The following is a 26,635-nucleotide window of genomic DNA, read 5'->3' as shown; positions in this document are numbered from 1 at the left end:
GCTCCGGAGATTTAACCACCGTTTTTAAACGGCAAAAAAACAGCCCCGCATAACGCGGAGCCACCTGATTCTTATCCGTTTTTCGGATACATATGCTGCAAATAACGCCAGCGGATAAGAAAGAAATAAACAACCTGAATCCCGATGAAGGACAAGAAAATGAGCACCGAATTCGTCCAGACGGAAAAATCCACCAACTGCTGCAGAGCGATAAACGCTACCCCGCTGTGTACGAGCGCCATGACGATCGGCAGGAAAAACATGAGCAGCAGCTGCCTCGTCACAATCCTCCGCAGCTCCTTGTTCAGGAGGCCCATTTTCGCGATCATCCCGTATTGCTCCCGGTCCCGTTCCATATCGGCGTACAGCCGGAAGTACAGGAAACTGGCGGCGAAGGTGAAAAATACGACGCCTACCATTGCGCTGATAATGAACAGCAGTCCGTTGGTTTGCTTATCGGACAGCCAGTCCAGCACTAACGCATCGAATTCGAACCGGTCGAATTCATCCTGGCCGATCTCTTCTGACAGCATGCTCGCGACATCCCGGGTGTTCTGCCAATCGGCCACGTAGAAAAAATTAAAATGCAGCTGCGTGTCTTCAATCTCCGGCACAGTTTCAAAGACTCGATCGGAAACGACAACGGTATAGTGCCCCTCCGGCAGGATGACCGTCGGCACGTACTGCTTTACCGTTACGTTCTTTTGCCAGGTTTCACTAATTCCGAGGTCAATTGAGTCAGGCACGATTTCCTCCTTCTGTTTAATTAGAGTAGCCAGATAGAGGCTGCCCGGCAGCAGCAGGCTTTCCCCGTCTGCCAGCTCCTCCGTATCGCGCAGTCCCAAGGTTTTGGCCAAGGCGTTAAATTCGCTCTGCTTGACGAGGACAAGGCGCCCCCACAGCCGCTTTGCATGAACAACGTTTAAGTCGTATTCGAAGCCGTGGTCCTCCAGTTGTTTTTGGATCCGTGAAATAACTTCTTCTTCCTTTTGAACACTCAGATCCGTTTTGTACGTAAAGGCATACGGGTTCTCCATCTCTTTCAGCCCAGGGTGATTCGTCGCAAGCACCGTGCCGATCCCGGTAAAGGCAATCGCCGAAACGATCGTGATCATGAAAAACATCGTCGCGTTATCCTTCATGCGATACGCCAGCTGCGACAAAACCAGCAGATTCGTCCCTTTGAAGAACACGCGGTCCTTCCGTTTCAAGCTCCGGAGCGCGTACACGCTGAGCTGCGTGAACAGGAAGTAGGTACCTGCGACTACGAGACCGACACCGGCAAAAAGAAGCCAGAACGAGTGAAAGTACCTGTGGACGTAAACCATCACAACGCCGTATCCTGCCAGGATCAGGACAATCGCCAAGACCGACAGCAGCCGTGAAGGCTTCGGCTCGGGCTTCGGCTTTTCATCCGACCGGAACAAATCCGCGAGCCGGCCGGCTTTCACTATCCGGGAGGTGACCAGCGCGACAACGCCAAACAGCAGAGCGAATGCGGCAGCCGTCGTAACAATGGCCAGCACCGGCACGTAGAAGGTCAAGCCGGCCTTGATGACGAGCAGCTTGGCGATGCCGAGCAGAATCATCTTCGTGAAAACAAGCCCCACGACGATACCCGTTACAATCGACGCGCTCCCGATAAGCAAGTTCTCCATGAAAACGAGACGGCGCAGCTGCCGCGGGGACATGCCGTGCATCATCAGAATGCCGAATTCCCGCTTGCGGGTTTGCAGAAAAGTCCCGGCCGAATACAGGCAGAAGAAAAACGAAAAAATGAAGAGGATCACTTGCGAAAGGCGCATACCGTTGGTCGCGAGTGCACTGATCGTTCTGCTCGTCGTTTTCAGCTCTCCCTGCAGATCGGGATGAAACAACAGAAGGGCATAGACGAAAAAAACAAGGACCGAAAACGAGCTGCTTAAGAAGTGCGCCAGATAAACCCGTTTGTTGCGGATGACGTTATTAAACGCGAACTGTCGGAAAGTCATGTCTGTAGCCTCCTAGCAGCGAAAGGGCGTTGATGATCTTCTGGTAAAAGACTTCACGGTTTCCTCCCTGCGTGATCTCATTATGAAACCTGCCGTCCTTGATAAATACCACGCGGTCGCAGTAGCTTGCCGCCATCGCATCGTGCGTGACCAGCATCATCGTCGCTTCCTGCCGCTTGTTCATCGCCGTCAGCAGTTCCATGACATCGCGGGCCGATTTAGAGTCCAGATTGCCTGTCGGTTCGTCGGCAAGCACCAGCTTCGGCGAATGAATCAACGCGCGCGCGATGGCCGTTCGCTGAGCCTGTCCGCCGGAAATCTCATAGGTCCGCTTGTCCAGGACCGGCGTAATGCCAAGCTGTTCCGCGATCGGCTCCAGCAGGCTTTTCATTTGATCCAGCGCGACTCCTTCGAGCGTAAGCGGCAGTAAAATATTTTCCTTCACGGTCAGCGTAGGCAGCAAATTGAACGATTGAAAAATAAAGCCCAGCTTGCGTCTGCGAAAAAGCGCCAGCTCGTCCGCGTTCATCCGGTGCGGATGGTTGCCGTCCACGCAAACCTCTCCGGACGTCGGTTCGTCGATGGTCGACACCAGATTGAGCAGCGTCGTTTTGCCGCTTCCGGAAGGACCCATGATGCCGACGAATTCCCCCTTCTCAATCGTCAAGTTAATATCCGACAACGCCTCAAACGGCATTTTTTCATTGTAAATTTTGCATAAGTTCGTCACCTTCAAAATGTCCAAGCAAAACACGTCCCTTCTTGCTTCTAGCATACCCCAAGCGATCCGCCGCTCCTATCTCGCTATCTTGCGCCAATCTTACAGAGATGTAAGACTCCGCAAAGCCTACACACCGGTGCATACACAAAAAGGCGAAGAGTGATCGCTCACTAGTCGCCCTATTCGGTCGCGTACGGAAAAATGATGCGGACGGTCGTCCCTTTGCCGGTCTCGGATTCGATCTCGACCCGGTGATGCAAGCGGTCTGCCACTTCCTTCACCAAATACAGGCCCATGCCTGTCGATTCTTTAAACTTCCGCCCGTTTTCGCCTGTAAAAAACGGATCGAACACCCGCTTCAAATCGGATGAGGGTATGCCGACGCCGCGATCCGTGACGCTTAGAATGACGGCCCTATCCTGCGTATGCGCCTTGAATACGACCTTCGTCCTGCTCCCGGCCGAATACGTAATGGCGTTCGAGATGAGCTGCTGGACGATGAACCGCAGCCATTTGGCGTCGCTCTCGACCGTGATGCTCTCGTCAATCAGAAGCTCCGGATGCACGTAATGCCGGATGAACGACCGCCGGTTGTCCTGAATGACCTCGTTCACAAGCTCTCTTAACTGCACCCGGTAAATGTGGAAGTCCTGGGCGAACGTTTCCCGCCGTGCCATATAAAGCACCATTTCAAGCCCGTGACGCAGCCGGTCGGACTCCTCCGCAATACTGGCAAACCGCTCGTCGTCGCCGTTCTGCGTAATGAGCTGGATGACCGATAACGGGGTCTTCATTTGGTGCACCCATTGATTCATGAATGTCAGGTGCTGCCGCTGTTTTTCCTCCCACACATGCTGCCGCTGTTTATTTTCGCGGTATTGGGTATCCAAAATCTTCGTTAGAGATGCCGCGAGCGGCGCACGGCTTACCTTAAGCTCCCTCGGCAGGACGTCGCTCGGGTCGGAGATGTACCGGTAAAATGCCCGAAGCCGGACATAGCGGTACATCAGATAAACAAGCAGCACGCAAAGGCCGAGAAACAGCGCGTACAAAGCGGTCCCTAGATGGTTGTACCCGTCCAGCCAGCAGATCAGCAGGATGGCCAGCATCTGTACCAGACTGAACCCGACAAGCGGCACATGGTCCCGTACAAACAGCCTCATCGCTTCGTTTCGCCCTTCCATGTAAGGTGCAGCCGGTACCCGACGCCGCGCAGCGTTTCGATGGCATCGTCGATGCCGAGTTCCGCCAGCTTCTTGCGCAGCCGCGTAATGTTGACGCTCAGCGCGTTATCGTCGACATAGCTGTAATCGTCCCACAGCTTGTCGAGAATAATCTCCCGGCTGGCAATCCGGGGACAATGATGCATCAGCGTCTCCATCAGCAGCGATTCTTTGCGCGTCAAAAGCGCGGACTGCTCCTTCAGCCGCAGCTCCATCCGCTCGGGATACAAAATGAGCCCATCCCGTTCCACAATGCGTTCCTTCGTCGCATAATCTCCGTAGACGCGCCTGATCTGGCTGCGGATCTTGGCCATCACGATCTCATAATGGAACGGCTTCGTGATATAATCGTCCGCCCCGCTCTCCAGCGCCATCACCTGATCCATTTCCCCGTTTCGGGCGGAAATGAAAATGATCGGACACGTGGACACCGTGCGGATTTGGCGGCACCAGTAATAGCCGTCGTAGCTCGGCAGATTGACGTCCAGCAGCACGACCTGCGGAAGCTGCTCCTGAAACAGGTCCATCACGCGCTGGAAATCATCCACCACGATCGCTTCGTCCCCGTATTTTTGAATGTGCGATTTCAACAATTCCGCTATTTTAGGATCGTCTTCGACGATCATAATTTTATTCATCCGGGAAATTCCCTCCCTTTTTCTGCAAATGCCTCGGCGTCACCTCCATTAAACCACAAAAGAGCGCGTTGTCCCAATAAGGGAGACGCGAGGTGGAATCTGATTATGGAGTTGGTTGCATTTCATTTAATCTTTGAATTGGGGGTTGTAAAGAAGCTACATTCCGCTCAGCAGTGCAAGAGTCGCTTGCTTGTTCAGCTATAATCTTAAGTAGCGGTTCATTTTTAAAACAAGATCTGTAGAATCGTATTGAATCTCCAGTTACAGGAGATAGTAAACTAGCTTTCCGGAGGTGAGTGGTTTGCATTCAAAAAACGGCCCGGATTTGCAGAAGCAGCAAGCTTCTGATTCCATAGACCGAGAGCGGACCTATCCGATTGGGGACGTGGCCAAAATAATCGGGTCCACAATCAAAACCGTGCGTTACTACGACGAGGTCGGATTAGTAAAACCAGCTACCTACACAGAGGGAGGGCACCGGTTATACACGACGCAAGATATATGGCGCTTAGAGCTGACGATAACTCTTCGTTACTTGGATTTCGGAATTGATGAAATAAGCCAGATCATCTCCCGGGAAACACCCGTCGATAAAGCACTTGACTGGCAGATCGAGTCCTTAGAGCTACAGGTTAGCACACTGACGAACATGATCTCGATTTTGCGTTTGGCGAAAGAGAATGACGGGGATTCCCTGCAATATATCTATGATCTGGTCCATGAACGGGCTGTCAATAACGAGAAACGAAGCCGTTTCATCGCGAAAAGAGTGGAAGAATCCAAATTTCTAGAGGGCATTCCTGCGGAATGGAGAAGCTCGCTTCTTTATAACTTTAACAAGTACATTGTCAATCAGACGAAAACATCGGCCAAACAAACCGTTGCTTGGAACGAGTTACAGGAACTTATTAACGATCCCGAGTTTATTTCGGACCTTAAAAAAGATGAGTTTCTGTTTCTTAATATGGTCCATCAACCTCGAATGGGTGCGGACGCATGGGTCAAGAACCTGGAGGGAATACACACCCGATTAAATACGGCTTTGAAGCGCAAACTATCTGCCGAAAGTCCTTTTGTACAAGCCATTGTAGAGGATACCGCCATGCTATATGCGAACTCGGAGCAATCGGTTGATCAAGAAGAGTTTTTTCGCTATTTTGCCGAATATTCACAGAGAACCCGATCGGAACGCATCGAACGCTTCAACACGCTATGCTCTCTCTTGAGTCCTAAATTCCGCTTGTTTTCTCAAGGAAACCTCTTATTGCTTCAAGGTATCAAGTGGAGGCTTGAACAGATGTAACCCCTTCTAACGAAAAGCGAGGGCTACCCGCCCTCAACCCTTCGTTATATGGCAGCGGAAATTCAGGCTCAACCTTTCTGCAGCGTGAACCCCGGATGTTCGCCGATAGTCTGTTCCAATAAATTAAACGGCTTTTGCTTTAAATAATGGTTAAAGAAATCAAGCGAGTACTCGTTAATCAGCCGATGCGCCTTTCGCACATCCACCCCTTCCATCTTTTCAAACACGGGTGAAATCAGATACATATCGGAGAAGCCCATATGTTTCATGGCATTCATTTTGATCCAGTAATTTCCGCCTACGGTTATATATTTATAGCGCTCTAATGTTTCGTCAAAAAACTTAGTCAGTTCCTCTCTTGTCGTACCCTGAGAAGCGATATTCTCATCGCTCGTATTCTTCGTACCGGATAGCGTGTCATCTGCGCTCAACATCAGAAACGGCTTCCCCAGTCCTTCCGCCGGAATCCGCAGCTCGCCGTATAATCCGCCGTCCATATTGATTGCCGCTTTAATCCTGGAATCCGCCATCAGCATTTGGACGGCTGTCGCTCCGCCGAAGGAATGGCCGAACATACCCATGTTCTCCAGATCCATTCGGTTTGTAAAACGATCGTCCGGATCGCTCTTGGCAAGCCGCTCGATTTGATCGACCACAAACTTTGCGTCTTCCACCCATTCCCCGTTTATTTTATCTAAATAGGCGACCGTATTCCCTTCTTGAGGAACAAAATTTACAACGCGGCCATCGGGGAAAACCGATGTAGTACTACGGTAAGTATGATCAATACCTACCACGATATAACCCTGACTGACTAATTGTTCGACCTCAAACGTGTTTTGATTTTTGGTTCCGTTTAAGGAATGCGAAAAGACGAGCACGGGATAGGCCGGTTCCTTGTCGGATAGTTCCGCTTTTTCAATCGCATGAGTTTTAACCAATCCCATGCTCGTAAATAACGGTTTAGGCAGATGAAGCGCTTTGCCGTATCCATCTGCAAAAATATCGGGATGAGACACATAAGAAGCCGTCTTTCCCTTTGCGTTCATGCTCGCCGGATACCAAATCTGTCCCATCAACTCTCTCTTATCGCCGGGGTCGGGAGTATGGATATCCTTTCGCTGATCGTCTTTCCAATGATAGGTTACGGTTCCGATTTTGTACGGGCCGGCCGGTTTCTCGAACGTGAATACCGGAAGCAGGACGGGCAGAGCCACGGCTGCGACAGAATAAAGCGCGGCAAGCGCCGTAATCAGGATGATTCGGCGGGTTCGGGCTGCCTTCTTTTCCTCTTCCTTCGGTTCGATCCTGTACCTTACAGCAAAAATCCCGATTGGGCCTAACGTCATCGCATAGACGGGGACCATTTGCCAACGCATGCCTTCGGTAAGCCCCTGCGTCAGCGCCAATAAGGCGGAAATCCCGAAGCCAATAAGCAGCATGCGCCGCGACTTGTTCTTGGCGACTATTAACCAACCGAGCAGTAAGATATTAAAGATGGTAACTAGCATTTCAAAAGACCTCATAAGAGAAACCCTCCATTTACAGTTTTGGCTGCTTGCAGCTCAAAGTATAAATCCTCCTGTAACTGGAGATTCAATTGTGGTTTCTAAATTTATAAACAAGGAGCCTCTCCATACTCTTCAAAGTACATGTGAACCGCATTCCGTTTGCACTCTATGTAACAGGTCTTATTCATTTTCCCATAAAAAAATCCCCTCTAAGTAAACGGTAACGTGCTTTTAAAGCACTGTTTACTTAAAGGGGATACGATCAGTTTTCTAACCCAATTCGACCGTTTTATTTAGATCGGATTCGTCATTCTCTTTGCCCGCCAGTTTCTTGAACATATTCTTCACCAGCTTCGCTTTATTGCCGGTTTCCCAATACTCGGCAGTTTCCGCTTTGACTTTAATCAAGGCGAGACTCGGATCATCGCTCGAAACCCCGAAAAACTTCTCGTACATAGGACTCCAAAGCTCTTTCAGTTTGGCCCTGTCTTCAATCAGTTCAGCTTCACCGCGAACCGATACATACGATTTGCCCACATAAGCCAGGTTGACGCTCTTATTCTGAAGCAGCTCTTGATAGACGCTTTTGTCCTTCATCGTCATAAACCACAGGTCACCGTCGAACTCCACTTCCTGAGTGCTCATCGGCCGGGAAACCAGCCCGTCGCTGCTTATGGTCGTGAGCATGGCGACGTCGATGTCTTTGATTAGATCCCGGACCTTCTCGACAGCTTCCTGATTTTTTTCATAAGTGCTCATTCTAACATCCCCCTTCATGCGTTTGTCGGTATACGAATGGAACCATCTGAAAGGTTCCTGCCAAGTGCGCAGTCTCTTTTCTATTTAAACCAAACGCATAGACCGGCAAACGGAAGCTCCTAAAGCTTGTACGAAACTTACTTCATTAAGGATTGAGCGCTCTTGCAATCGCGTCCACATAACTTTTGCTGGCGCGTTGGCTTACTTCCGCTTGCGGAACCATCACTTCAAAGCTGTGGAATGTGCCGGGATATAGATGAAATTCGACGTCTACACCCGCTTGCGCCAGGCGCGTCACATATTCAATCGTCTCATCCCGGAACAGATCGAGCTGGCCTATGCAAGTATAGGTCGGCGGCAGCCCCGCCAAGCTTTCCGCTCTCGACGGCACCGCATAGGGGGACACCTCGCTGTCTTCGATACGATTGCCCAAGTACATGTTCCAGGCCGCCAAATTATTCGCCCTGTTCCAGGTTGCGTTGCCGGCTGTAATTTCAAGACTTGACGCCGTAATGTTGCGGTTGTCGATCATCGGATACAGCGGCATTTGGAAGATGAGGGACGGCCCTCCTTTGTCGCGGACCATTAAAGCAAGCGCTGCGGTCAGACCGCCGCCCCCGCTTGCACCGGCAATCGCGACACGCTCCAAGTCGATGCCCAGCAGTTCGGCTTCGTCCGTCATCCATGTCAATGCGGTGTAACAATCATCGATGGCAGCTGGGTAAGGGTGCTCGGGAGCAAGCCGATAATCAACCGATACGACGACACATTCCGCCGCCTGCACGAAGCGTTCGCACAAAGCGTCGTCCATATCCGGATGGCCCATTACATAGCCTCCCCCGTGAATCCACAGCATCGCCGGAAGCTTAGCGCCAGTTTGCTGGGAAGGTTCATAGATTTTGACCCGTATCTCGCCTGCTATGCTCGGAATCATCCGGCTTGTCGTGCGCACGTGCTCCGACTTTCGGATGGGAGGACCCGACAAATAACTTCGGCTCAGCTCTAAATTTTCCTCCAGTTGAAATCCAGGAAATTCGGCTATTATCGGCCTTAACTCTGGCAATACCCGACTTTCAAAATCCATTCGAATCACTCCTATAATTGAATTGAATTATGATCTTTTTTCCGTCTCAGCTTCCCACTTGGTTATTTCCTCCCGAACTCGGGGGGCTACCTCGGTTCCTAACAGCTCAATGGCTCTCATCACCTCGGCATGCGGCATCGTGCTTAACGGAACATACAGCATAAAGCGTGTAACGCCTACATGTTTGCGAAGGTGGATGATCTTCTGGGCCACCGTCTCGGGATCGCCGACATACAGTGCACCTTCAAAGCTGCGCGCGGCATCGTAGCTGGAACGATCATAATGCGCCCAGCCCCGTTCCTTGCCTAACCTATTCATACCTGCCATGGTAGAAGGGAAAAATATATCTGCGGCACGTTCAGTACTCTCTCCAACAAATCCTATCGAGTGCGATCCGACCCTGAGCTGCGATTCGTCATGACCGGCGTGTGCCGCTGCCTTCTTGTAAAGCTGCACAAGCGGAGCAAAATCCGTCGGTCTTCCACCGATTATCGCCAGCATCAAGGGCAGTCCTAACAAACCTGCACGGATAGCGGATTCCTGTCTGCCCCCGCTGCCAATCCAAACCGGTAAAGAATTCTGAACAGGCCGCGGATACACGCCCAAATTGTTAATTGTAGGCCGATGCCTGCCTTTCCAGGTTACTTTTTCGGATTCCCGTATTTTAAGGAGCAAGGCCAAATGTTCTTCAAACAGCTCATCATAGTCATTCAAGTCATAGCCAAACAGTGGAAAAGATTCAATAAAGGAACCCCGGCCCGCTATAATCTCCGCACGTCCATTTGAAATGCCGTCCAACGTAGCAAAATCCTGAAAAACGCGCACCGGATCGGCTGAAGAAAGCACCGTAACGGCACTGGTCAGCCGAATCCGTTTCGTCTGTGATGCAGCCGCAGACAGCACAAGTGCCGGTGAAGATGCCGCATAATCCTGCCGATGATGCTCGCCTATGCCAAACACATCAAGTCCCACTTGATCAGCAAGGACAATTTCCTCAACAACTTCACGCAATCGCTGTGCGTGACTCATCACTTCACCAGTCTGAATGTCCGGCTTTGTTTCTACAAACGAAGTAATCCCTATCTCCACGATTAATCTCTCCTATTCGAATAGTTTTCTCTGTCCATAACCTTGAAATTGCGAACCCATATCCTGGTCTTTTTCAAGTAGGGGAATGTAAAGCTAAATAGACATTATATTCATATATACAAATAATTGAATATGTAAATACAAAAAACGCGCGCCTTTATTTTAATGCGACAGCCGCAGCTCGGCGGGTCATCGCCCAGAACAGGAGAGCTATAGCACTAACAGAGGCTCCAAGCAAGCATACTCCGTCCCAGCCATAGCGGGCATATATATGGGTCGAACTGACAGAGCCGATAGCACCGCCGATGGAATAGAAAACCATGTACCCGGCAGTGAGCCGACTGCGCGCCTCCGTACGCAGTGCCAAGATCATACTTTGATTAGTGACATGAACGGCCTGAACCGCCAAGTCAAGAAGAATAATGCCAATGGCCAATGCGAACAGCGACCTTTCTGCATAGCAGATTAGCAGCCATGACACCAACAATAGAGTCAAAGATATGCCTGTCGTTCTTTGTCCGTAACCTCGATCAGCCAATTTCCCCGCATGTGCCGCAGCCAACGCTCCCGCAGCTCCCGCAAGACCAAACGCCCCGATTGCAGTGTGCGAAAGAGATAGTGGCGGCGCACTAAGAGGCAGTACTAGCGAAGTCCACAAAATGCTGAAATCAGCAAAAATCAGCAGAGCCAAAATAGCGCGGATGCGTAATATTCGTTCTTGTGCGAACAACCTAAACACGGACCTAAGCAGTTGGAGATAGGACAATGATTTTACTCTACGCTCAACATTTGGCATCACCCTAAATAATGCACAAACCATAAGAAACATCAACGCAGCAGAGACCAAATATATGGAACGCCAACCCGCAATATCTGTTAATATTCCTGAAATGGTTCGAGCAAGAAGGATGCCAATCACAATTCCGCTTGTTACTACGCCAACGACGCGTCCTTGTTCGGCAGGACAAGCCATTGTCGCCGCGAACGCCACAATTGTCTGCGTCACAACGGCAAGCAGTCCGACTAATGCCAACCCTGCGAATAGTGCTGTGCCGGAGGAGGCAGTGCCAACTATCAGCAGAGCTGCAATGGATACTAGCATCTGCCCGATAATCAGTCGGCGTTGGTTCAGTAAATCTCCAAGCGGTACGAGCAGCAGCAGTCCCGCTGCATAAAAGATCTGAGTGATCGTAATGAGAATCCCAATAGTCGAATAGTCAATACTGAACTCACTCGATAATTTATCGAGTACCGGTTGTGCGAAGTAGATATTGGCGGCAGACAACCCGCAGGCAGCCGCAAACAATAGGGTCGCATAACGAGGCATATGAGATCCCCGAACTGAATCAGATGCGACAATCGTCCCCTGTGGCGAATTCGCCTTCAAATCAACATGAACTGCTACTTTTCCTTCAGCCTCCATTCTGTACACATCCTATTTCCCTTAATTTTTAACCACCAAAAAATATCATACTCATCGGTACGTTATTTTCCCAGTAAATATACCTCTCAAAAATGAATGTTGTCAACAAATATATTTATATTCAATAGGAAAAACCTCATTTTTTATTTTCTCTTGTTAACATAAACTAACCTTCGTTTGACAATAGAAACGGAAAATTATAAAATAATATCATACTGTATGGTACGTAAATAAAGGCCGCTACCAGCTGCATTATGACCAAAATTATGGTGCAATTAAGAAAAAACAAGAGTAACGAAAGGGACTAGTTATGGGACGAATCCGCGAATTTGACGAAGATCAAGTATTAGATGCAGCTATGCAGCTATTTTGGGAAAAGGGATATGAAGCTACCTCCCTGAGCGATTTAACTTCCAGAATGGGAATTCAACGCCCCAGTATATACTCAGCATTCGGAGGCAAAAAAGAATTGTTCGAAGCCGCGCTGCGCAAATACACGATGACCCGCGCTTCTCTTATCCGAGCCAAACTTCAAAGCAATCCATCGGTAAAAGAAGGATTTCGTATTTTTTTCGAAGAGGTGATTGCTGAGGAGTATGCGGAAAACCCTAGAAAAGGATGCTTTTGCATCAATACTATGGTCGAACTTGCGCCTCATGATGAGAAATTTGAAATTCTTACAAGGGAACATCAAATGTACCTGGCTGTCATATTTGAAGAAACCATAGAACGAGGTATACAATCAGGCGAGCTCGAAATCGGGGTAAATGCGAAAGCCTTATCACAGGCACTACTCGTATCTTTAATTGGACTAACCGTACTAATAAAGTCTCGTCCGGAACGATCATTTATTGATAATTCGATAAGGGTGACACTTACACTGCTCAAGTAATAGGGAATGAGTAAAATTAACGTTACTGAAATAAAAATCGCCGCCACGGCCCAAGAGGGAGCGTGAACGGCGACAACTTTAAAGTCATCACATAGGTTTCCGTTCTGTATTTTGGTATAGGCCGACTACCTTTACAAAAACTAACCGGCCAATTCCGCCAGCACTTCACCCAGCCTGTCGAGGTTCTGTTCATTGGCTTCCACACAGTAAGGCTTGGCCTCTTCGAACTCTTCTTTGATCTCGAAACGCTGGCGGAACGTAACTTTGGTGCGTCCATCCACATCCTCGAAGGTTCCCGTTAGCCGGAATTCGTGGCCGGATAAATGATCCAGCACAACCCGCTCCGGCGCCACGATCTCAACAAAGACGTTGTGATTGGGGTAATCCGTGCCATCCGGTCCGTGCATGGTGAGGGTCCACGTGCCGCCCGGCCTGATGTCGCACTCGTGAGACGTATTCGTGAAGCCCCGCGGCCCCCACCATCGCGCTAACAATTCGGGGGTTGTCCATGCCCGGAAAACAAGCTCCCGCGGAACATCGAACTCGCGTGTGGAAACAATTTCATTTTCGCCGATCACCATGCTCATTCCTCCCCCTCCAGTGCCTTGCCCAGTCCATCCAGCATCGCATTGGTACCGTGTTCCCGCACCTCCGGCGTATCGTGTCCGTCGAAGAACGCGCCCTGCTCCGTGAAAATAAGCTTCGTGCCCCCCTCTACCGCGATTAGCTCGACCGTCGTGTTCGAGACGGAGATGCGCGTGCCGTCCGAATCCAGGGTGTACGTATATACAATGCGCCGGTCCGGAACAAGTTCCTGATAGCTCGCATCGAAGGTAAAGACCGGACCTTCCGGCGGTCCGCCGCTGCTGTATTCGCGTCCGCCGACCTGAAAGTCGAAGATGTCCGGCTTCGAAAACCACTTGGCTTTGGCAACCGGGTCGGCCCAGGCGTGATACACCCGCTCCGGCGATGCGGCATAAACCCTCTCGACGACGAAGGTCGCATGTTTGACGAATCGTTCGTTCATTGTTTGTCCTCCTCTGGTTTCGGTATTCCGCTCCCACCGGTAAGGAAGTCTCCCAACCGGTCCAAATGTCGTTCCCAACTCATTTGCCGCTCTATGACAGGCTTTTCAAATCCCATTTGCATCGCTTGCAGAAGATCTGTGAAATCCTCTACCGTTACTTGCGCCCTTCCCTGCATAAGCTTGGATACATGCCCGAGCTGCTCCAATAGCTTTTGCTGCCGCCTGATCTGTTCTTTGATTCGGTCTATCTGCAGATAGACGATCTCAAGCGGGCTGATTTGCCCGCCGGTCAGAACCGAGTCGATCTCTTCCAGAGACAGGCCCAGTTCCTTAAGCGATAAAATCTGGTGAAGGCGCGACAAGTCCGGCTCGCTGTACAGCCTATGACCGGAATCCGTCTGGGCGGAAGGAGAGAACAAACCGATTTGATCGTAATAACGCAGCGTACGTACGGTAAGACCCGTCAACTTGGCGAGGTCTCCTACTTTCCAATGCCTCTTCATGCATCATCTCCGCTCTTTAACGCTAGCTATGTACCGGTAACTGTATTATAAAAGCTTACGTCGCGTAAGCTGCAAGCGAAATAAACGTTCAACTGCAAGATTTTTGGGGCGAAAGAAGACGCGTCCTTGATTTAAGTCAATGAACCTACCCATCCGGCCTATTACAACGAAGTCCATAGAGCAAACTAAAGGAGGTTATGGGATGGTTCCTTCAAGAATAGAGCTAAAGGAACAGCGAACAGCCGCTCTGACTGCCGGCATCGCACGGATTATTATGACGCTTGCCGCATTTTTTCCTATGGCTTTGTCCACGAAATCCTTGTGGCGCAAGGCGCTTAATATTGTATTTATGATACCTATGGTTGCTGGGGAATTGGGCTTTGGAGTATGGCTTCTAGCAAGAGGGGGAAAAGGTTCTGTATAAGGCATGAGTTTTTCTTAGATCTTATCTTGATGCACCCGCCTATCGGGTCAAATACTTGAACAATACTTGTTTCATAGCAGCTGGGCAGCTGTTCTGTCACCACCCAAGACTAAGTCATAGAGCTCAATTGCCTGGCAAACTTATGCTTCCGGGCCACGCGACGGACAATTTTCCCTTGCCGCTTATCCCTGCTTATGGCTAAGGCTCACCGCGATGTAATCTTAGCTGTTCAGCTTTTTAAACAGGTTTGCTAATTCCGCTTTCTCGTCATTGGTTAATTTTTCGAATAGATTCCGGCGCAGTCTTTCCCCCTCCAATGTGGCTCTTTTAAGGACTTCGGCACCTTTGTCGGTGATGCCCAAATAAATAATGCGACGATCCGTCTCATCCACCGTGCGGACGGCTAAGTTCTTCGCGACGAGCTTTTCCGATAAATAACTGAGCGTGGGCGGAGTAAGGCCCAATGTTTTCGCAATGTCCGAAGGCCGGCTTTTCCCGTTCTGCTTGAGATGACCGAGCACAAGAATATGAGAGACGCCGAGGTCCTCATTGAATGTTTTGTTCCACTGGACAATCAACCCGTTCGTGAATTTGTCCATGTTATGTATAAGTTCGAAAACCGTTTGCTCTTCCATAACATCCTCCTTGATAAAAAGAAACGACAGCCCCTAATGAAAATGAAGGGCTGTCATAATCTTACACGCTATTGGGCTGAGTATCCACCATCAATCACTAACTCGGCTCCCGTAATATAGGAAGAAGCATCGGAAGCCAGGAACAAAGCCGCCTTGGCGATATCGTCCGGCTGTCCCAGGCGCTGCAGAGGCGTCATTTGAATCAAACGGCCCAGCAAATCCTTGGATGTGCTCAGAGCTTGAGTCATCGGAGTTTCAATGATCCCCGGGAACAGAGCGTTCACCCGGATGCCTTGACGGCCGAATGCTGCGGCAGCCGCTTTGGACAGAGCGCGTACCGCACCCTTGGAAGCGGAGTAATGGTTGAAGCCTTGGCCGATCATAGCCGTGTACGAAGAAATGTTTACAATGGAGCCTTGCTTCTGTTCAGCCATGTACGGAGTAACATGCTTCATACCGGCAAACGGACCGAAGCCGTTAATGGAGAGCATTTTCTGCCAATCCTGTGCGTCTATTTCTTGGAAAGGTTTTTCCGAAGAGATTCCCGCGTTGTTAACGAGGATGTCGATTTTGCCGAAACGGTCGTTTACTTCCTTCGCAAGCGCCGCCCAGTCTTCATCCGACGCCACGTTCAGTTTCATCCCGTGGACATTCTGCTTCTGGCTGGCTCTCTCAAGCGCCTCCTCATTGATATCCGCGGCAATAACGATGGCGCCTTCCTGTGCGAAAAGATCTACCATGCGTTCGCCGATACCCGAAGCTCCTCCGGTAATGATCGCTACTTTGTTATCCAATTGTCCCATTTTACATGCTCCTAACGTAGTTTGATTGAACCGCCGTCCACCATAATGGTCTGTCCGGTTATATAATTCGAGTCGTCACTTGCCAGGAATAGGGCGACACGGCCGATATCCTGTTCCGGATCACCGAGACGGCGAAGCGGAATACGTTCGATCATCGCATCGTACAGGTGCGGGGCGCTCTCACGCCACTGCTCCACGCCCGGCGTCAGTGCGATCGGCGAGATCAGGTTGACGTTGATGCCGTCCGGACCCCATTCGTTCGCGGCAACGCGGGAAATGGCGCGAATCGCTTCCTTGGCGGCCGCGTAAGAGGTTTGCGTCACTTGTCCGTCAAGACCCGCGCCCGAAGCGAAGTTGATGACCTTGCCCTTCGTTTTTTTCAACTCGGGATAAGCGGCCTGCATGAAATGAAACGTCGGGTAGAAGCCCGTTCCGAAAGACAGATCCAGCAGCTCCTGCGTCGTCTCTACGAAAGAAGCCTGTCTGGAAGCATGTGCGTTGTTCACGAGAATGTCCAGCTTGCCGAACTTCTTGACGACTTCTTGCACAATTTCATTGGCGTTTTCTTTTACGGAGATATCCTTGATAAACAGGCATCCCCCCGTGTGCCGATTAACTTCCGCAAGGGTTTCCTGCCCCTTCTGCTCGTTCACGTCGACAATGGCGACATGTGCGCCTTCTTTAGCCATGGCAAGCGCAATGCCGCGGCCGATTCCCGAAGCGCTGCCTGTGACGATGGCGACTTTGCCTTGTAATCTCATGTGTAGGTCCCTCATTTCTCTAGTTGATAGATTCACTGGCTGATTAATTCCACAATCCGGCTTGCTCAAGCTTCTTCTTCCCGCCAAAGGCAATGCTTATGCAGACGATGTTAATGATCAGCATGATGCCGATGGCATACAATACGGGGGTGTAGCTTCCCGTAAAGTCGAATACGAATCCGTATGCCGGCAAAGCGATAATCGAAGAAATAGCGAGGCCCATGGAAGCATTGGAATAAATCTGGCTGTATTCCTTGTTGCCGAACAAACTTGATGTAAGAGCCGGTCCCAATGTTCCGATAGAGGCGGAGACAAGACCGAAGAGCCCCACAGCCAGCGAGATAACAAGCGTGCTGGTCGCCGCGAATAACAACAGCCCGATGGCCAGCACGCCCAGAACCATGGCGATAAACGTGGTGTTTCTGGTGCCGATTTTATCGCTCGCATAGCCGATAACCAAGGAGCCGATCAGCACGCCGATCATATTGGTTGCCATCACATTGCCCGCGAAGGTTACATCGAATCCCTTGTTCATCAGATACGTCGGAATATGCACCGAAAAGCTTGCCGCCGATGTAATCAGGAAGAAAAAGGCGATGAGCGCATAGAAGGCAGAAGACTTTTTGGCGGCTGCCAATGTCACCCCTTTGTTTTCCGCTCCTGCAGCCGCAGCGTCGGTTGTTGTGCCGCTTGCGGCTTCCGCTCCATAAGGAAGCGTTTTCTTTTCTTGGGGTGACTTCTTTATCAAGAGCAGCACGATGGGAACTACAATCACGATAACCGCAATACCAACGATCATATAGGAGGTTCTCCACCCCTGATTGGCGATCAGATTGCCGACGATGGGCTGGGAAATCGCGCCAAGCGCTCCGCCTGCGGCTCCCATAATTCCAAGCGCCAGACCTTTGCTCTTTTTAAACCATTGGTTAATTAATACCGGTCCTGCGATAACGGTAATAAATACGCCGCCCACAGCGAGAGGAATGGCAAGGATGTACCAGCCCCACACCGAATTCATTAATCCGAACAATGCAAACGCTCCGGCCTGCAAAATGATCGCGCCGCTTAAAAGCAGCCGGGTATCATACCTCGCCATTAATTTACCGCCAATCGGCAAAAAGACCATGGTGACAATAGCCGAGACACTGAAATAAAGGGTCAGGCTGCCCATTCCGACTCCCAAGTCCTTGGAAACTTGCCGCAAAAAAAGACCGGCGGAGTTATTTAAACTGCCTTTCCCCAAGCCGACCATCATGCAAAGCCCTAGCAAAATCCACCACGCATAGTGAATTTTCCTTTTATTTTGGCTCATAAAATTTCTTCGCTCCCCGTTTCCAATATCCGTTCCAATTTAAGATGATGTTGCATTATGCCATTCTCACAAATGGCGAAGCCTATCAATGCTGTTCATTCTCCCTGCTGCTCGCCAGGCTCCTTTCTTGGAGGAACAATCATGATATACGCGATATAATATTTAGATATCGAAATATTATATGTCTAAATAGTAACAAAATATTTTCCCGCCTGCAACGGAGAACAATGGGAAAGTTCATGAAAAATTTAAGATTTGGATTTCAGGTATTGTAAACCGGCCTCAAAAACGCAAAAAGAGGAGCATTTGCTCCCCTTTTACATACCTGATTATGAGGCTGATAAGTTAAATCTATCCTTTTTCATAGCAATCCTACGCTTTCCCGGCGTTGACCCTCCGACTCAAACTATATATTCCGCCATAATTTGCTCGATATCGTATGGAGTAACTCCTCTATCCACGGAAAATATCGCATCTGCCTGATCGGCTGCATCGACTAATTCCCCTCTTGCTTTCGCATGGAGGACGAACAAATCGTACAGATCCGGCTTCCGTAAAGTTGTCATGGCTTTGCCCATCAAGACCATTCCCTTCTGATTCCCTTCCACATTGTTATAGTAGTGAGGTTGTCTCGTAAGGGACAGATCCGTCCAAATGACCGTACGTTCCACCAAATCCAGGATGACGGGAATGGCAATCCGCGTATCGGCGGTAACGTCGATTTTGTTGACCACCGTCGAAGGCTCGAAGATTTCCCCGGAACCGGGTTTCTTGCGCATCATCCAGCCTGCGAAGCACTCCGGCAAATTGCAATACGGCTGTTCCGTAAAGGAATGCAGGGAAGCCACAATATAACGCCCGCCGTAATCGACGATGGAAGGAATGTGCAGATCAATGAACTCGCAGGCTCCATGCGGAGCCGACACGATATCTCCGCTGTGGATCGCCTGGTACTTGGAGGACCTCAGATTCGTATACGAAATGTGCTCTACATAGTCCCAGTTGCGGTCATACATGACTGCGGACAAGTCGATGTCCACGCGGCCCGTGGGCTTGCCGTCCACGGTTCCTTCTTTCCACCAGTTGAAGAATCGGATCGTGTCCCCCTCCGCCATCGGCACACGGCTTCCCCGTACAAGCGTATGCAGCGCTTTGCTTGCGGATCGTTGGGAGAACGGGACATGATAGTCCTTCAAACGTTTATCGACATGGGTCTTCCCCAGAGGAGGCAGTTCGGAGAATCGCTGAACCAGCGTCTTCTCGCATACCTCCACGATGTCCCGGCATACCGTTTCGTTGATTTCGGGGAGCGTATGGGGAATCGCAAACGCTTTAGCCGCATTGCCTTTCGGGAAGAAGACACGCAGCTCGGGACGCTCATGGCGGCGGGCAAAATGATTCTTCACCTGCAGCAGCACGGGCGTCGATACCTGATCCGCCACTTCGCCGAATGCCAGCACGACATACTCCGTATGATCGGTGGACCGCAGCAGCTGATCCAGCCTTCTTGCAAATTCACCCGGACGCTGCATTAACAGATCGATCAAGGTCCAGACCTGACGGTACCGGAAGGCAAGTTCCACGCTCCCGCCGAAGGTTGTAAAAGGCTTGTTGTTGCGTAATATTCCGAAAGCCTCCTGACAACGCGTAAAACGATTCTTGTACTCGGAAGGATGCAGAATTTCTCCCAGCCGGATCCAGCGATCCTTATATCTCAGCATATCCTCCGTAATGGAGTGACAGCGTTCCAGCAATCCTAGCAGCAGCCGTCTCTCGCTCCGCTTAAACTTGCGGAAACGCGCAGCCTCGGCAAGACTGACATCGCCATCCGACCAGGCCGCTGCCAGGCGGAGGACATCGGTTGCGGTTTTAAAGTACCGGCCGATCCGTTCTACGTTAGCCTTGTCATGCTTCAATAAGGAAGCTGCCACGAAGGCCGCATTCTCCTTGAACGGGATCTCGGGCGGGAGAATCGCCTCCAGTTCATCCGGGTCCGCGCACTCTACAGCCGCATCGATATCTTCCTTGTCCGTCTTGGAGATCGAGGTCTTGGCCTGAATCAGCCGGTTTATCAGGACATGAAACTCCGTTTTGCTTCCAAGATCAATCACTTTCAGGCTTACCTCATCCCGCAGTGGAGGTCTTTCCGCCGTCTCATACTCAGGCAAATCCAGCGTTAGATAATGATAAACGGCATTCAAGTAAAGCTCCGCATCATGTTCCTCCATGACCTGCGCCGGAAAGTCGGGATACATCGGCTTATACCCCACATGGGCGCCGACCAGCTGTTTCAGATCGCCGATCAGCCCACGATAAAACGCTTCAAATTGCTCCTTGGATAAGGTGTACACGGCACGCATCAAGCGATGGGAGAACGTAAATCCAAGAGATTCGATATTTTTCACGGCCGCAGCCAGATAAGCCTTAGAAAGACGATCCTCGCCTTCTCCCTGCTCCACAATCACTTTGCCCGCTCTGCGTAAATAGATGGTGTTTATGTTCATAAAAAAGAGTCCAGGAAAGCCATATCCCTACTGTCATTGGAAGAATCCTTAGAAGGAAGGAATATGATAGCCTGGACACCTCCTCTCGCGAATAGAAATCCTTCAGGAAAGCTGCGACCCTAATTCGTCCAATGAAGTAGAAGGAAGGATCGCAATAGCCTGAAGTTCAAGGCTCACAGTCCGTGACTCCGAACCTTTGATGGATCCATCTTCCCATACTTCCCCGCATGCCAACAGGGCGAAAGTATTACGACTTTGGAAAAGATAAACAACGCGAGCCTTATTCGGATATAAAAAAAGCGACGTCCGCAGGGCACGGCAGTCGCTTGATCGGTAGGATTTTCCGCGGATAGTATCCGCGAGCAGGGCACAAAAAAGCTTCCTACATCTACATCCACCTGCTCCGCTGCAGGTGGTGCCAATAGCGGTCCATTATTGCAGCTCTCCCTCAAGAAATTTGATGAGGTAGGTTTCAGGCTGCGCGAGGAATTCTGTAAACCCGCATAAATCCGCATACTCCTGATGCTCCACGTCATAACAGCCGATGGAGCCTTTTTTCTTCGGATTCCATACCAGCTGCAGATCCGAGTAGTTGTCGATGTCGGCCGACAGACGCAGCAGCTTTTGCCGGCCGACTTTCATCTCAATCGTATCGGTCAGGGTGAAAAAGTCGATATACCCGATCTCATAATCATTTGGCGCCAGCTCCAGGCGCAGCTTGTCCCCGGTAAGAAAGGCAACCAGCTCATCGGTCAGCTTATACTTTTTCAGCTCAAATTTCTTGTTCTCGCTATCATGAAGCTCTGCCGGCTCCAAGGATTTCAAATAGTCGGCCAAAGCGGCATCCTTATTGCCGACCGCAATCGTATACGCCCGGTCGCCATCCTTTTCCGTTATCGTAATGTCGGCGCCGCGTTCAATCAAATACTTGACCATCGCCGCATTGCCCATTCGCGTCGCAACGGTTAAAGGAGTCGCTTGATAAGGATAGACCTGGTCCGGCTTATTGTAATTAATGTCCGCCCCATGATCGAGTAAATACGCGAGTGTCTTAAGATCATGGTCCGACACGGCCTGGCGCAATACGGCGCTGCCGTGCTGCTTTATACCCAATCCCAGCTCATGGAGAAGCGGAATATTCTTTTTATTGCCGTAGTAGGCTTGGGAATAAGCGCCCGAGCCGATATGATTAAGCTGGTCCGGCTTGGCACCTTGCTCCGCAATGTAGCGGACGATGTCTTCCTTGCAGTAGCGGACAGCGCGCAGAAAGGCCGGATTACGGGGGACATTCAGATTGACGCCGTTCTCTGCCAGCAGCTTTACAACGTCCAGTTTCTCCGATATAAGCGCCAAATCGAGCGGACTCAGCGTGGTATACTTGCTCAATTCGATGCCCTCTTCGATATCCCAGCCTCCCGCAATGGCCTCCCGCAAAGCCGGCATATTTCCTTTGTAAATGTGCATCGCGATTTCCGGCAGCTTCTCGAATTTCCCGATATCTTTCAGTTGGATCATCCATTACCCTCCTACTCAAAGTCTTACATTAAATATAGAAAAGTACTTGGCAAAAAACAACAGGGACTCCGCCATGGGCACGGTTGCGGCCACTAGTCCGGGAAGCGAAAGGCCTGCCTCATCGCGCCCTGTCAAATCTCCCGGCTGTGCAAAAAGAGAACCCGGCCGCAAAGCCGGGTTCTCCGTCTGTCTCACGATTGCTTACAGGTGCGATCCGCCGCTCGCGTCGATCAACTGGCCGGTTACCCAGCGGCTGTCCGGCGAAGCGAGAAAGGCGGCGACATCCGCCACATCCTCAGGCTCTCCCCACCGGCTAAAAACGGAAAGCCCGGCCGCATTTTTTTGCCCGTTCGGATCTTGCAGCGTTTCCGCATTCATCTCCGTGTTAATGATGCCCGGCTGAATGGCGTTTGCCGTAATCTTGCGGCTCCCCAGCTGTTTAGCCAGAAGAAGGGTAAACGTGTCGATAGCCCCCTTCGACATACTGTAGGTGAACACGCCGGGAGAGGCGGCGCGCGTCACAAAAGAGGAGACATTAATAATGCGCCCGTCGTCCTTCAGGCGCGGTAAAGCCTGCTGGGTAACAAAAAGCGGAGCTTTGACGTTAATCTTCATCACTTCGTCAAAAGAAGCTTCCGTTGTCTCTTCGAGGCTGAGAATCTGCCCGATTCCGGCATTGTTGACCAAAATATCGAATCCGCTGCAGCCCGTATGTTCCCGGATCGCCTCATCCAGTGCCGCGAATAAATGATAAATGCCCTCAAGGGCGCTCAGGTCGGCACCGATGGCGCACGCTTTTCCTCCGCTTTGGCTGATCTGCCGGACCACCGCCTCCGCTTCATTCCGTCTTTGTCCGTAATGCACGGCGACAAATGCGCCTTCTTCGGCCAGACGCAGTGCGATAGCGCGGCCGATTCCCCTGCTCGCTCCCGTTACTAAAGCAATTTTACCTTCCAGTTTCCTCATGCTCTCATCTCCTTGTCCGAATTCAAGAAGAATATAGCACAGGATAAATTTTGAAATGTTGCTCTTATATTCGGTCCAAGGGGCTAGCCGTATGCCGCTCACTTGTTTCGTGAGTTTAGGAGAATTATCAAAAACCCGCTATCGGATTTTCCATTTTCTCCGCGCACTTCCCTTCCACTCAAAATTGAGCCAAGCTGATCTCACCCTCAAGTAGAACGGATTCCGTCTAAGGCGGTTAGCACCAAATGCTGCACATAGGGCTCGTCCAACGTGTCCCCAGTTACAAGCAGCCGATAGAAAATCGGTCCGTAGATAAGATCGATGCATATGTCAATGTCGAGCTCTTTTTTCAATTCTCCGAGTTGAATCCCCTTTTCCAGAAGACCTCTTGCCTCAAGTCGGCGGGGACGGAAGAACCGGGTTCGGTAGGCCTCCGCCAACCCTGCATCAAACTGTCCTTCACCCAGTAACTCCGTAATGATCTTTCCTTCCCGGCTTGTCAGAAACCGGGTTAAATTCGCGGCGTGATTGAGAATATCATCGATTGCCGAACCCGTATCAGGCACGGGCAGTCTGGCGGTGGCGGCATACAGGAAACCGTCCATTACCACGGCAGCCTTGTTAGGCCACCATTTATAAATCGTGGCCTTGCTGACTTGGGCACGATCTGCAATTTTATCAACCGTGACGGCTTGAAAGCCGTTTTCCAACAACAACTCATAAGATGCGGAAAGGATAGACTTTTGCGCTTCTACATTACGCGGCCTGCCTCGTTTGCCATTCATCGTAATCTCATCCCCTTTCGTCCATACCTATCTTAATCCATAAAATAAACTATACGTTCAGTATACCAATTGTGAATAAAAAATAAAGTTCAAATCACCTATTTACAAAACCATACGTTCAGTATATTATTTTGTTATTGATTATTAAACTGTACGTTCAGTATTTAAAATACGATGACGGGAGGACCTATCAGGAAGAGAAATCCGCATGAAATCGTCATTGTTTTCGAACCAATGAAGTTACTGGCTGTAGAGCATTATATTTCAATATAAGGAGTTGCCTAAAATGACTGCTTTAAAAAAACAAACAACCGAAAAAAATACCCCGGCATGGTTAATCCTACTGCTGGCTGCCGCATGCGGGATCATTGCGGCTAATCTTTATTATGCGCAGCCTTTGGTTGGGGAAATCAGTTCTTCAATCGGGCTGTCCGCAAACAGTTCCGGCTTTATCGTGACGTTAACGCAGATGGGTTATGTCGTCGGCTTGTTATTTGTCGTGCCGCTGGGGGATATCGTTGAAAATCGAAGGTTGGTTGTCGTTTCTTTACTTCTCACAGGGGCCGCGCTTGCAATCACGGCAGTGTCGAAACAAGCTGTGCCATTCTTAGCGGCTTCGTTTGTAATCGGTTTAGGGTCGGTCGCCGCCCAAGTACTCGTGCCCTTCGCGTCCTACCTTGCATCCGAATCTTCACGCGGCCGCGTTGTCGGCAATGTCATGAGCGGGCTCTTGCTAGGAATCATGCTTTCGCGTCCTGTGTCGAGCTTGGTAGCCGACTTCTTTGGCTGGCATGCCGTATTCGCTTTGTCTGCCCTAGCTGTTATTATTCTGGCTATCGTACTGTCAAAAGTGCTGCCTGTAAGAAAACCTTCGACGAACACAACCTATACGGCTCTACTCGGTTCGATGTGGCACTTGCTGCGAACAACCCCGGTCTTACGCCGCCGGGCTGCCTATCATGCCTGTGTGTTTGCGACTTTCAGCTTGTTCTGGACAACGGTACCGCTGCTGTTATCCGGACCGCTCTTTCATTTTTCCCAGAAAGCCATCGCGTTGTTCGCGCTTGCCGCGGTCGCGGGTGCCATAGCGGCACCGGTGGCCGGACGGTTGGCCGACCGCGGCTGGACCAAACCCGCAACAGGGATAGCACTCGCTGCGGTCGTTATTTCTATGCTGCTGCCGCTCATAATCCGTACGGGTTCATCCGTAGGAGTAGTCGTCCTCGTCGTTGCAGCCCTGTTATTGGATGCCGGCGTATCCGCAAATCTTGTACTTGGACAACGCGCGCTCTTCTCGCTGAGCCCGGAAATCCGCAGTCGGTTGAATGGGCTTTTTATGGCTATGTTCTTTTTTGGCGGAGCCATCGGGTCCGCAATCGGAGGGTGGATATTCGCCACGGGGGGATGGAGTGCCGCGTTATGGACCGGAATCACCTTCCCGGTCGTGGCCCTGCTTTATTTTGCCACGGAAAAGAAGCAGGCGCTATGAGCAGCCTTCACTAATACGACGTTTATAGCAGTCAGGAAATGTATGGATGCACTGCACCCAAAGAGGCAGACTGACCTCTGCTGTAAAAACAAAACCATCCCTAGTATTTAACTATTCCGGGATGGTTTACTTTTTTGAGGGATTCCTGATCGTTCAATAAATCAAGTCGTCAGTTTCGCATACGCGATAAAGAAGACCATCATCTCCCCGACGATCGCATAATTCGGTACAGGGTAAATCAAATTTAATGCTAGACAGCAGCCCAATATCCCTAATAATACGGCCAAGTGATAGGGCTTCAAACGCAGATGTTTCGGTCTGTATAAGTGAAAAACCAAAGAGGTGGAGAAAAAATAAAGAAGAACGGACCCGAATGCAAACATCAACATGAACGTATAATTCAGTTTCTCTTGATATAACAGCTGGATGGCAGCGGCTAACATGCTCATGGACAAGTAGATGAATAAGTGTCCGTAAATAATCGTCTGGCCGGCCGTTTGTATTTCCTTACTCACTTTGGTTTCAACATTTTCAAAGTACTGCCACCAGATGGCGATCACTAACACGCTTGTAAACGCGACAAACAAAACGGATGGCAGATTCCAGCTGTTGAACTGCAGCACGGCCAGAATACTGACCACGGATTCACCTAAAAGAATGAGTGTAAATAAAGCGAAACGTTCAAATAAGTGAGGGGTATGTATAGGTGTTTTTACCAACTGTTTTCGGCCCATTAAGGGAAGTATAATATCGACGGCAATTCCCAAATACAGAACGGCATACCGGATCCACGAGTCAAAGAAAAGGGAACAGGAGGATATCAAAATTCCGATCAAAAAGTGGGTCCCCAAGTAAGAAGCGGTCGATTGCTGATGAGCGGCCTGGGATTTATGCACCAGCAGATATTGAATGGCGGTCAGCGCTCTCGAGCCTATATATCCGATAAAGAAGGGAATATAGTATTGATCGAAATCAGGGGATAAGCTCGCCGTCATGATTAGAATAAAAAAGAGCTGCAAAATGCCCAATATTCGATGGATAAAAATATCTTGACCGAATCGGTTTACAAAAAGCGTTTGTCCTACCCATCCCCACCAGATCGGGATAAAAATCAGAACAAATTTGACTAAATATTCGATGGGAATGACTCCATGATCCGCATGCAGTAACACATGAGTTGCTTTTGAGACTGCCGCGACAAAAAGAAGATCATAAAAAAGCTCTAACCAGGTGACCTTTTTCTCAACCATACCCTTATAATCCCCCTACTGGATGCC

General features: G+C 50.2%; 25 protein-coding genes. 4 read left to right on the top strand and 21 right to left on the bottom strand.

Annotated features, from left to right (window positions below):
* Nucleotides 1–71: 71 nt before the first annotated feature.
* The 4 genes from AC58P5_RS19400 to AC58P5_RS19385 form a co-directional block, all read right to left on the bottom strand.
* Nucleotides 72–1,991, bottom strand: a complete 1,920-nt coding sequence (locus tag AC58P5_RS19400) for an FtsX-like permease family protein (RefSeq protein WP_497389390.1) — start codon at nt 1,989–1,991, stop codon at nt 72–74.
* Complete coding sequence (locus AC58P5_RS19395; RefSeq protein WP_497389388.1) at nt 1,966–2,736, bottom strand: ABC transporter ATP-binding protein; 771 nt, start codon at nt 2,734–2,736, stop codon at nt 1,966–1,968. Before AC58P5_RS19395 ends, AC58P5_RS19400 begins: the two co-directional genes overlap by 26 nt.
* Before the next feature lie 155 nt (nt 2,737–2,891).
* Nucleotides 2,892–3,875 (bottom strand): sensor histidine kinase, encoded by a 984-nt coding sequence (locus AC58P5_RS19390; protein ID WP_497389798.1) that lies wholly within the window; start codon nt 3,873–3,875, stop codon nt 2,892–2,894.
* Nucleotides 3,872–4,573 (bottom strand): response regulator transcription factor, encoded by a 702-nt coding sequence (locus tag AC58P5_RS19385; RefSeq protein WP_497389386.1) that lies wholly within the window; start codon nt 4,571–4,573, stop codon nt 3,872–3,874. Before AC58P5_RS19385 ends, AC58P5_RS19390 begins: the two co-directional genes overlap by 4 nt.
* 292 nt (nt 4,574–4,865) lie before the next feature.
* On the opposite strand from AC58P5_RS19385, the gene AC58P5_RS19380 reads away from it, so the two are divergent.
* Nucleotides 4,866–5,876 (top strand): MerR family transcriptional regulator, encoded by a 1,011-nt coding sequence (locus AC58P5_RS19380; protein ID WP_497389384.1) that lies wholly within the window; start codon nt 4,866–4,868, stop codon nt 5,874–5,876.
* 68 nt (nt 5,877–5,944) lie between these two features.
* Here AC58P5_RS19380 and AC58P5_RS19375 read toward each other — a convergent pair whose 3' ends face one another.
* The 5 genes from AC58P5_RS19375 to AC58P5_RS19355 form a co-directional block, all read right to left on the bottom strand.
* Nucleotides 5,945–7,387: an alpha/beta hydrolase family protein gene (locus tag AC58P5_RS19375; RefSeq protein WP_497389382.1), complete on the bottom strand. Its 1,443-nt coding sequence runs from the start codon at nt 7,385–7,387 to the stop codon at nt 5,945–5,947.
* Between the two features lie 270 nt (nt 7,388–7,657).
* Nucleotides 7,658–8,146: a pyridoxamine 5'-phosphate oxidase family protein gene (locus AC58P5_RS19370; protein ID WP_497389380.1), complete on the bottom strand. Its 489-nt coding sequence runs from the start codon at nt 8,144–8,146 to the stop codon at nt 7,658–7,660.
* Nucleotides 8,147–8,291: 145 nt separating this feature from the next.
* Entirely contained in the window at nt 8,292–9,230 is a 939-nt protein-coding gene (locus AC58P5_RS19365) for an alpha/beta hydrolase (RefSeq protein WP_497389378.1), read from the bottom strand.
* Between the two features lie 27 nt (nt 9,231–9,257).
* Nucleotides 9,258–10,319: an LLM class flavin-dependent oxidoreductase gene (locus tag AC58P5_RS19360; RefSeq protein WP_497389376.1), complete on the bottom strand. Its 1,062-nt coding sequence runs from the start codon at nt 10,317–10,319 to the stop codon at nt 9,258–9,260.
* Between the two features lie 157 nt (nt 10,320–10,476).
* On the bottom strand, nt 10,477–11,646 hold the full coding sequence (locus tag AC58P5_RS19355; protein WP_497389796.1) for an MFS transporter: 1,170 nt from the start codon (nt 11,644–11,646) through the stop codon (nt 10,477–10,479).
* A gap of 406 nt (nt 11,647–12,052) precedes the next feature.
* Between AC58P5_RS19355 and AC58P5_RS19350 the strand changes: the two genes are divergently transcribed.
* Nucleotides 12,053–12,634, top strand: a complete 582-nt coding sequence (locus AC58P5_RS19350) for a TetR/AcrR family transcriptional regulator (RefSeq protein ID WP_497389374.1) — start codon at nt 12,053–12,055, stop codon at nt 12,632–12,634.
* 140 nt (nt 12,635–12,774) lie between these two features.
* On the opposite strand, the gene AC58P5_RS19345 is transcribed toward AC58P5_RS19350, so the two are convergent.
* The 3 genes from AC58P5_RS19345 to AC58P5_RS19335 are packed head-to-tail and all read right to left on the bottom strand — an operon-like array spanning nt 12,775 to nt 14,164.
* Nucleotides 12,775–13,215: an SRPBCC family protein gene (locus AC58P5_RS19345; RefSeq protein WP_497389794.1), complete on the bottom strand. Its 441-nt coding sequence runs from the start codon at nt 13,213–13,215 to the stop codon at nt 12,775–12,777.
* 2 nt (nt 13,216–13,217) lie between these two features.
* Nucleotides 13,218–13,661, bottom strand: a complete 444-nt coding sequence (locus AC58P5_RS19340) for an SRPBCC family protein (protein ID WP_497389372.1) — start codon at nt 13,659–13,661, stop codon at nt 13,218–13,220.
* Nucleotides 13,658–14,164, bottom strand: coding sequence for a MerR family transcriptional regulator (locus AC58P5_RS19335; protein ID WP_497389370.1), 507 nt, complete (start codon nt 14,162–14,164; stop codon nt 13,658–13,660). The genes AC58P5_RS19340 and AC58P5_RS19335 overlap by 4 nt, the downstream gene beginning before the upstream one ends.
* 202 nt (nt 14,165–14,366) lie before the next feature.
* Between AC58P5_RS19335 and AC58P5_RS19330 the strand changes: the two genes are divergently transcribed.
* Entirely contained in the window at nt 14,367–14,588 is a 222-nt protein-coding gene (locus tag AC58P5_RS19330; RefSeq protein ID WP_497389368.1) for a hypothetical protein, read from the top strand.
* 221 nt (nt 14,589–14,809) lie between these two features.
* On the opposite strand, the gene AC58P5_RS19325 is transcribed toward AC58P5_RS19330, so the two are convergent.
* From AC58P5_RS19325 to AC58P5_RS19290, 8 genes are all read right to left on the bottom strand, one after another.
* Nucleotides 14,810–15,223 carry a MarR family winged helix-turn-helix transcriptional regulator gene (locus AC58P5_RS19325; protein WP_497389366.1) on the bottom strand — a complete coding sequence of 138 codons (414 nt, stop codon included), beginning with the start codon at nt 15,221–15,223 and terminating at the stop codon, nt 14,810–14,812.
* Between the two features lie 68 nt (nt 15,224–15,291).
* A complete protein-coding gene (locus AC58P5_RS19320) occupies nt 15,292–16,026 on the bottom strand; it encodes an SDR family NAD(P)-dependent oxidoreductase (RefSeq protein ID WP_497389364.1) in 735 nt (244 codons plus the stop codon).
* A gap of 11 nt (nt 16,027–16,037) precedes the next feature.
* On the bottom strand, nt 16,038–16,787 hold the full coding sequence (locus AC58P5_RS19315) for an SDR family NAD(P)-dependent oxidoreductase (RefSeq protein WP_497389362.1): 750 nt from the start codon (nt 16,785–16,787) through the stop codon (nt 16,038–16,040).
* 43 nt (nt 16,788–16,830) lie between these two features.
* On the bottom strand, nt 16,831–18,099 hold the full coding sequence (locus AC58P5_RS19310; RefSeq protein ID WP_497389360.1) for an MFS transporter: 1,269 nt from the start codon (nt 18,097–18,099) through the stop codon (nt 16,831–16,833).
* A gap of 401 nt (nt 18,100–18,500) precedes the next feature.
* Nucleotides 18,501–20,603, bottom strand: coding sequence for a TerD family protein (locus AC58P5_RS19305; RefSeq protein WP_497389358.1), 2,103 nt, complete (start codon nt 20,601–20,603; stop codon nt 18,501–18,503).
* Nucleotides 20,604–21,035: 432 nt separating this feature from the next.
* Entirely contained in the window at nt 21,036–22,118 is a 1,083-nt protein-coding gene (locus tag AC58P5_RS19300) for an ankyrin repeat domain-containing protein (RefSeq protein WP_497389356.1), read from the bottom strand.
* Nucleotides 22,119–22,319: 201 nt separating this feature from the next.
* Nucleotides 22,320–23,084, bottom strand: a complete 765-nt coding sequence (locus AC58P5_RS19295; RefSeq protein WP_497389354.1) for an SDR family oxidoreductase — start codon at nt 23,082–23,084, stop codon at nt 22,320–22,322.
* 206 nt (nt 23,085–23,290) lie between these two features.
* Entirely contained in the window at nt 23,291–23,869 is a 579-nt protein-coding gene (locus tag AC58P5_RS19290; RefSeq protein WP_497389352.1) for a TetR/AcrR family transcriptional regulator, read from the bottom strand.
* A 286-nt stretch (nt 23,870–24,155) separates the two neighbouring features.
* Here AC58P5_RS19290 and AC58P5_RS19285 point away from each other — a divergent pair, with 286 nt between their 5' ends.
* Complete coding sequence (locus AC58P5_RS19285) at nt 24,156–25,358, top strand: MFS transporter (protein WP_497389350.1); 1,203 nt, start codon at nt 24,156–24,158, stop codon at nt 25,356–25,358.
* A 161-nt stretch (nt 25,359–25,519) separates the two neighbouring features.
* On the opposite strand, the gene AC58P5_RS19280 is transcribed toward AC58P5_RS19285, so the two are convergent.
* Nucleotides 25,520–26,608, bottom strand: a complete 1,089-nt coding sequence (locus tag AC58P5_RS19280) for a low temperature requirement protein A (protein ID WP_497389348.1) — start codon at nt 26,606–26,608, stop codon at nt 25,520–25,522.
* Nucleotides 26,609–26,635 lie beyond the last annotated feature (27 nt).

The organism is Paenibacillus sp. JT31N7 (assembly GCF_059692095.1).
This window is presented reverse-complemented; position numbering and strand designations above follow the sequence as displayed.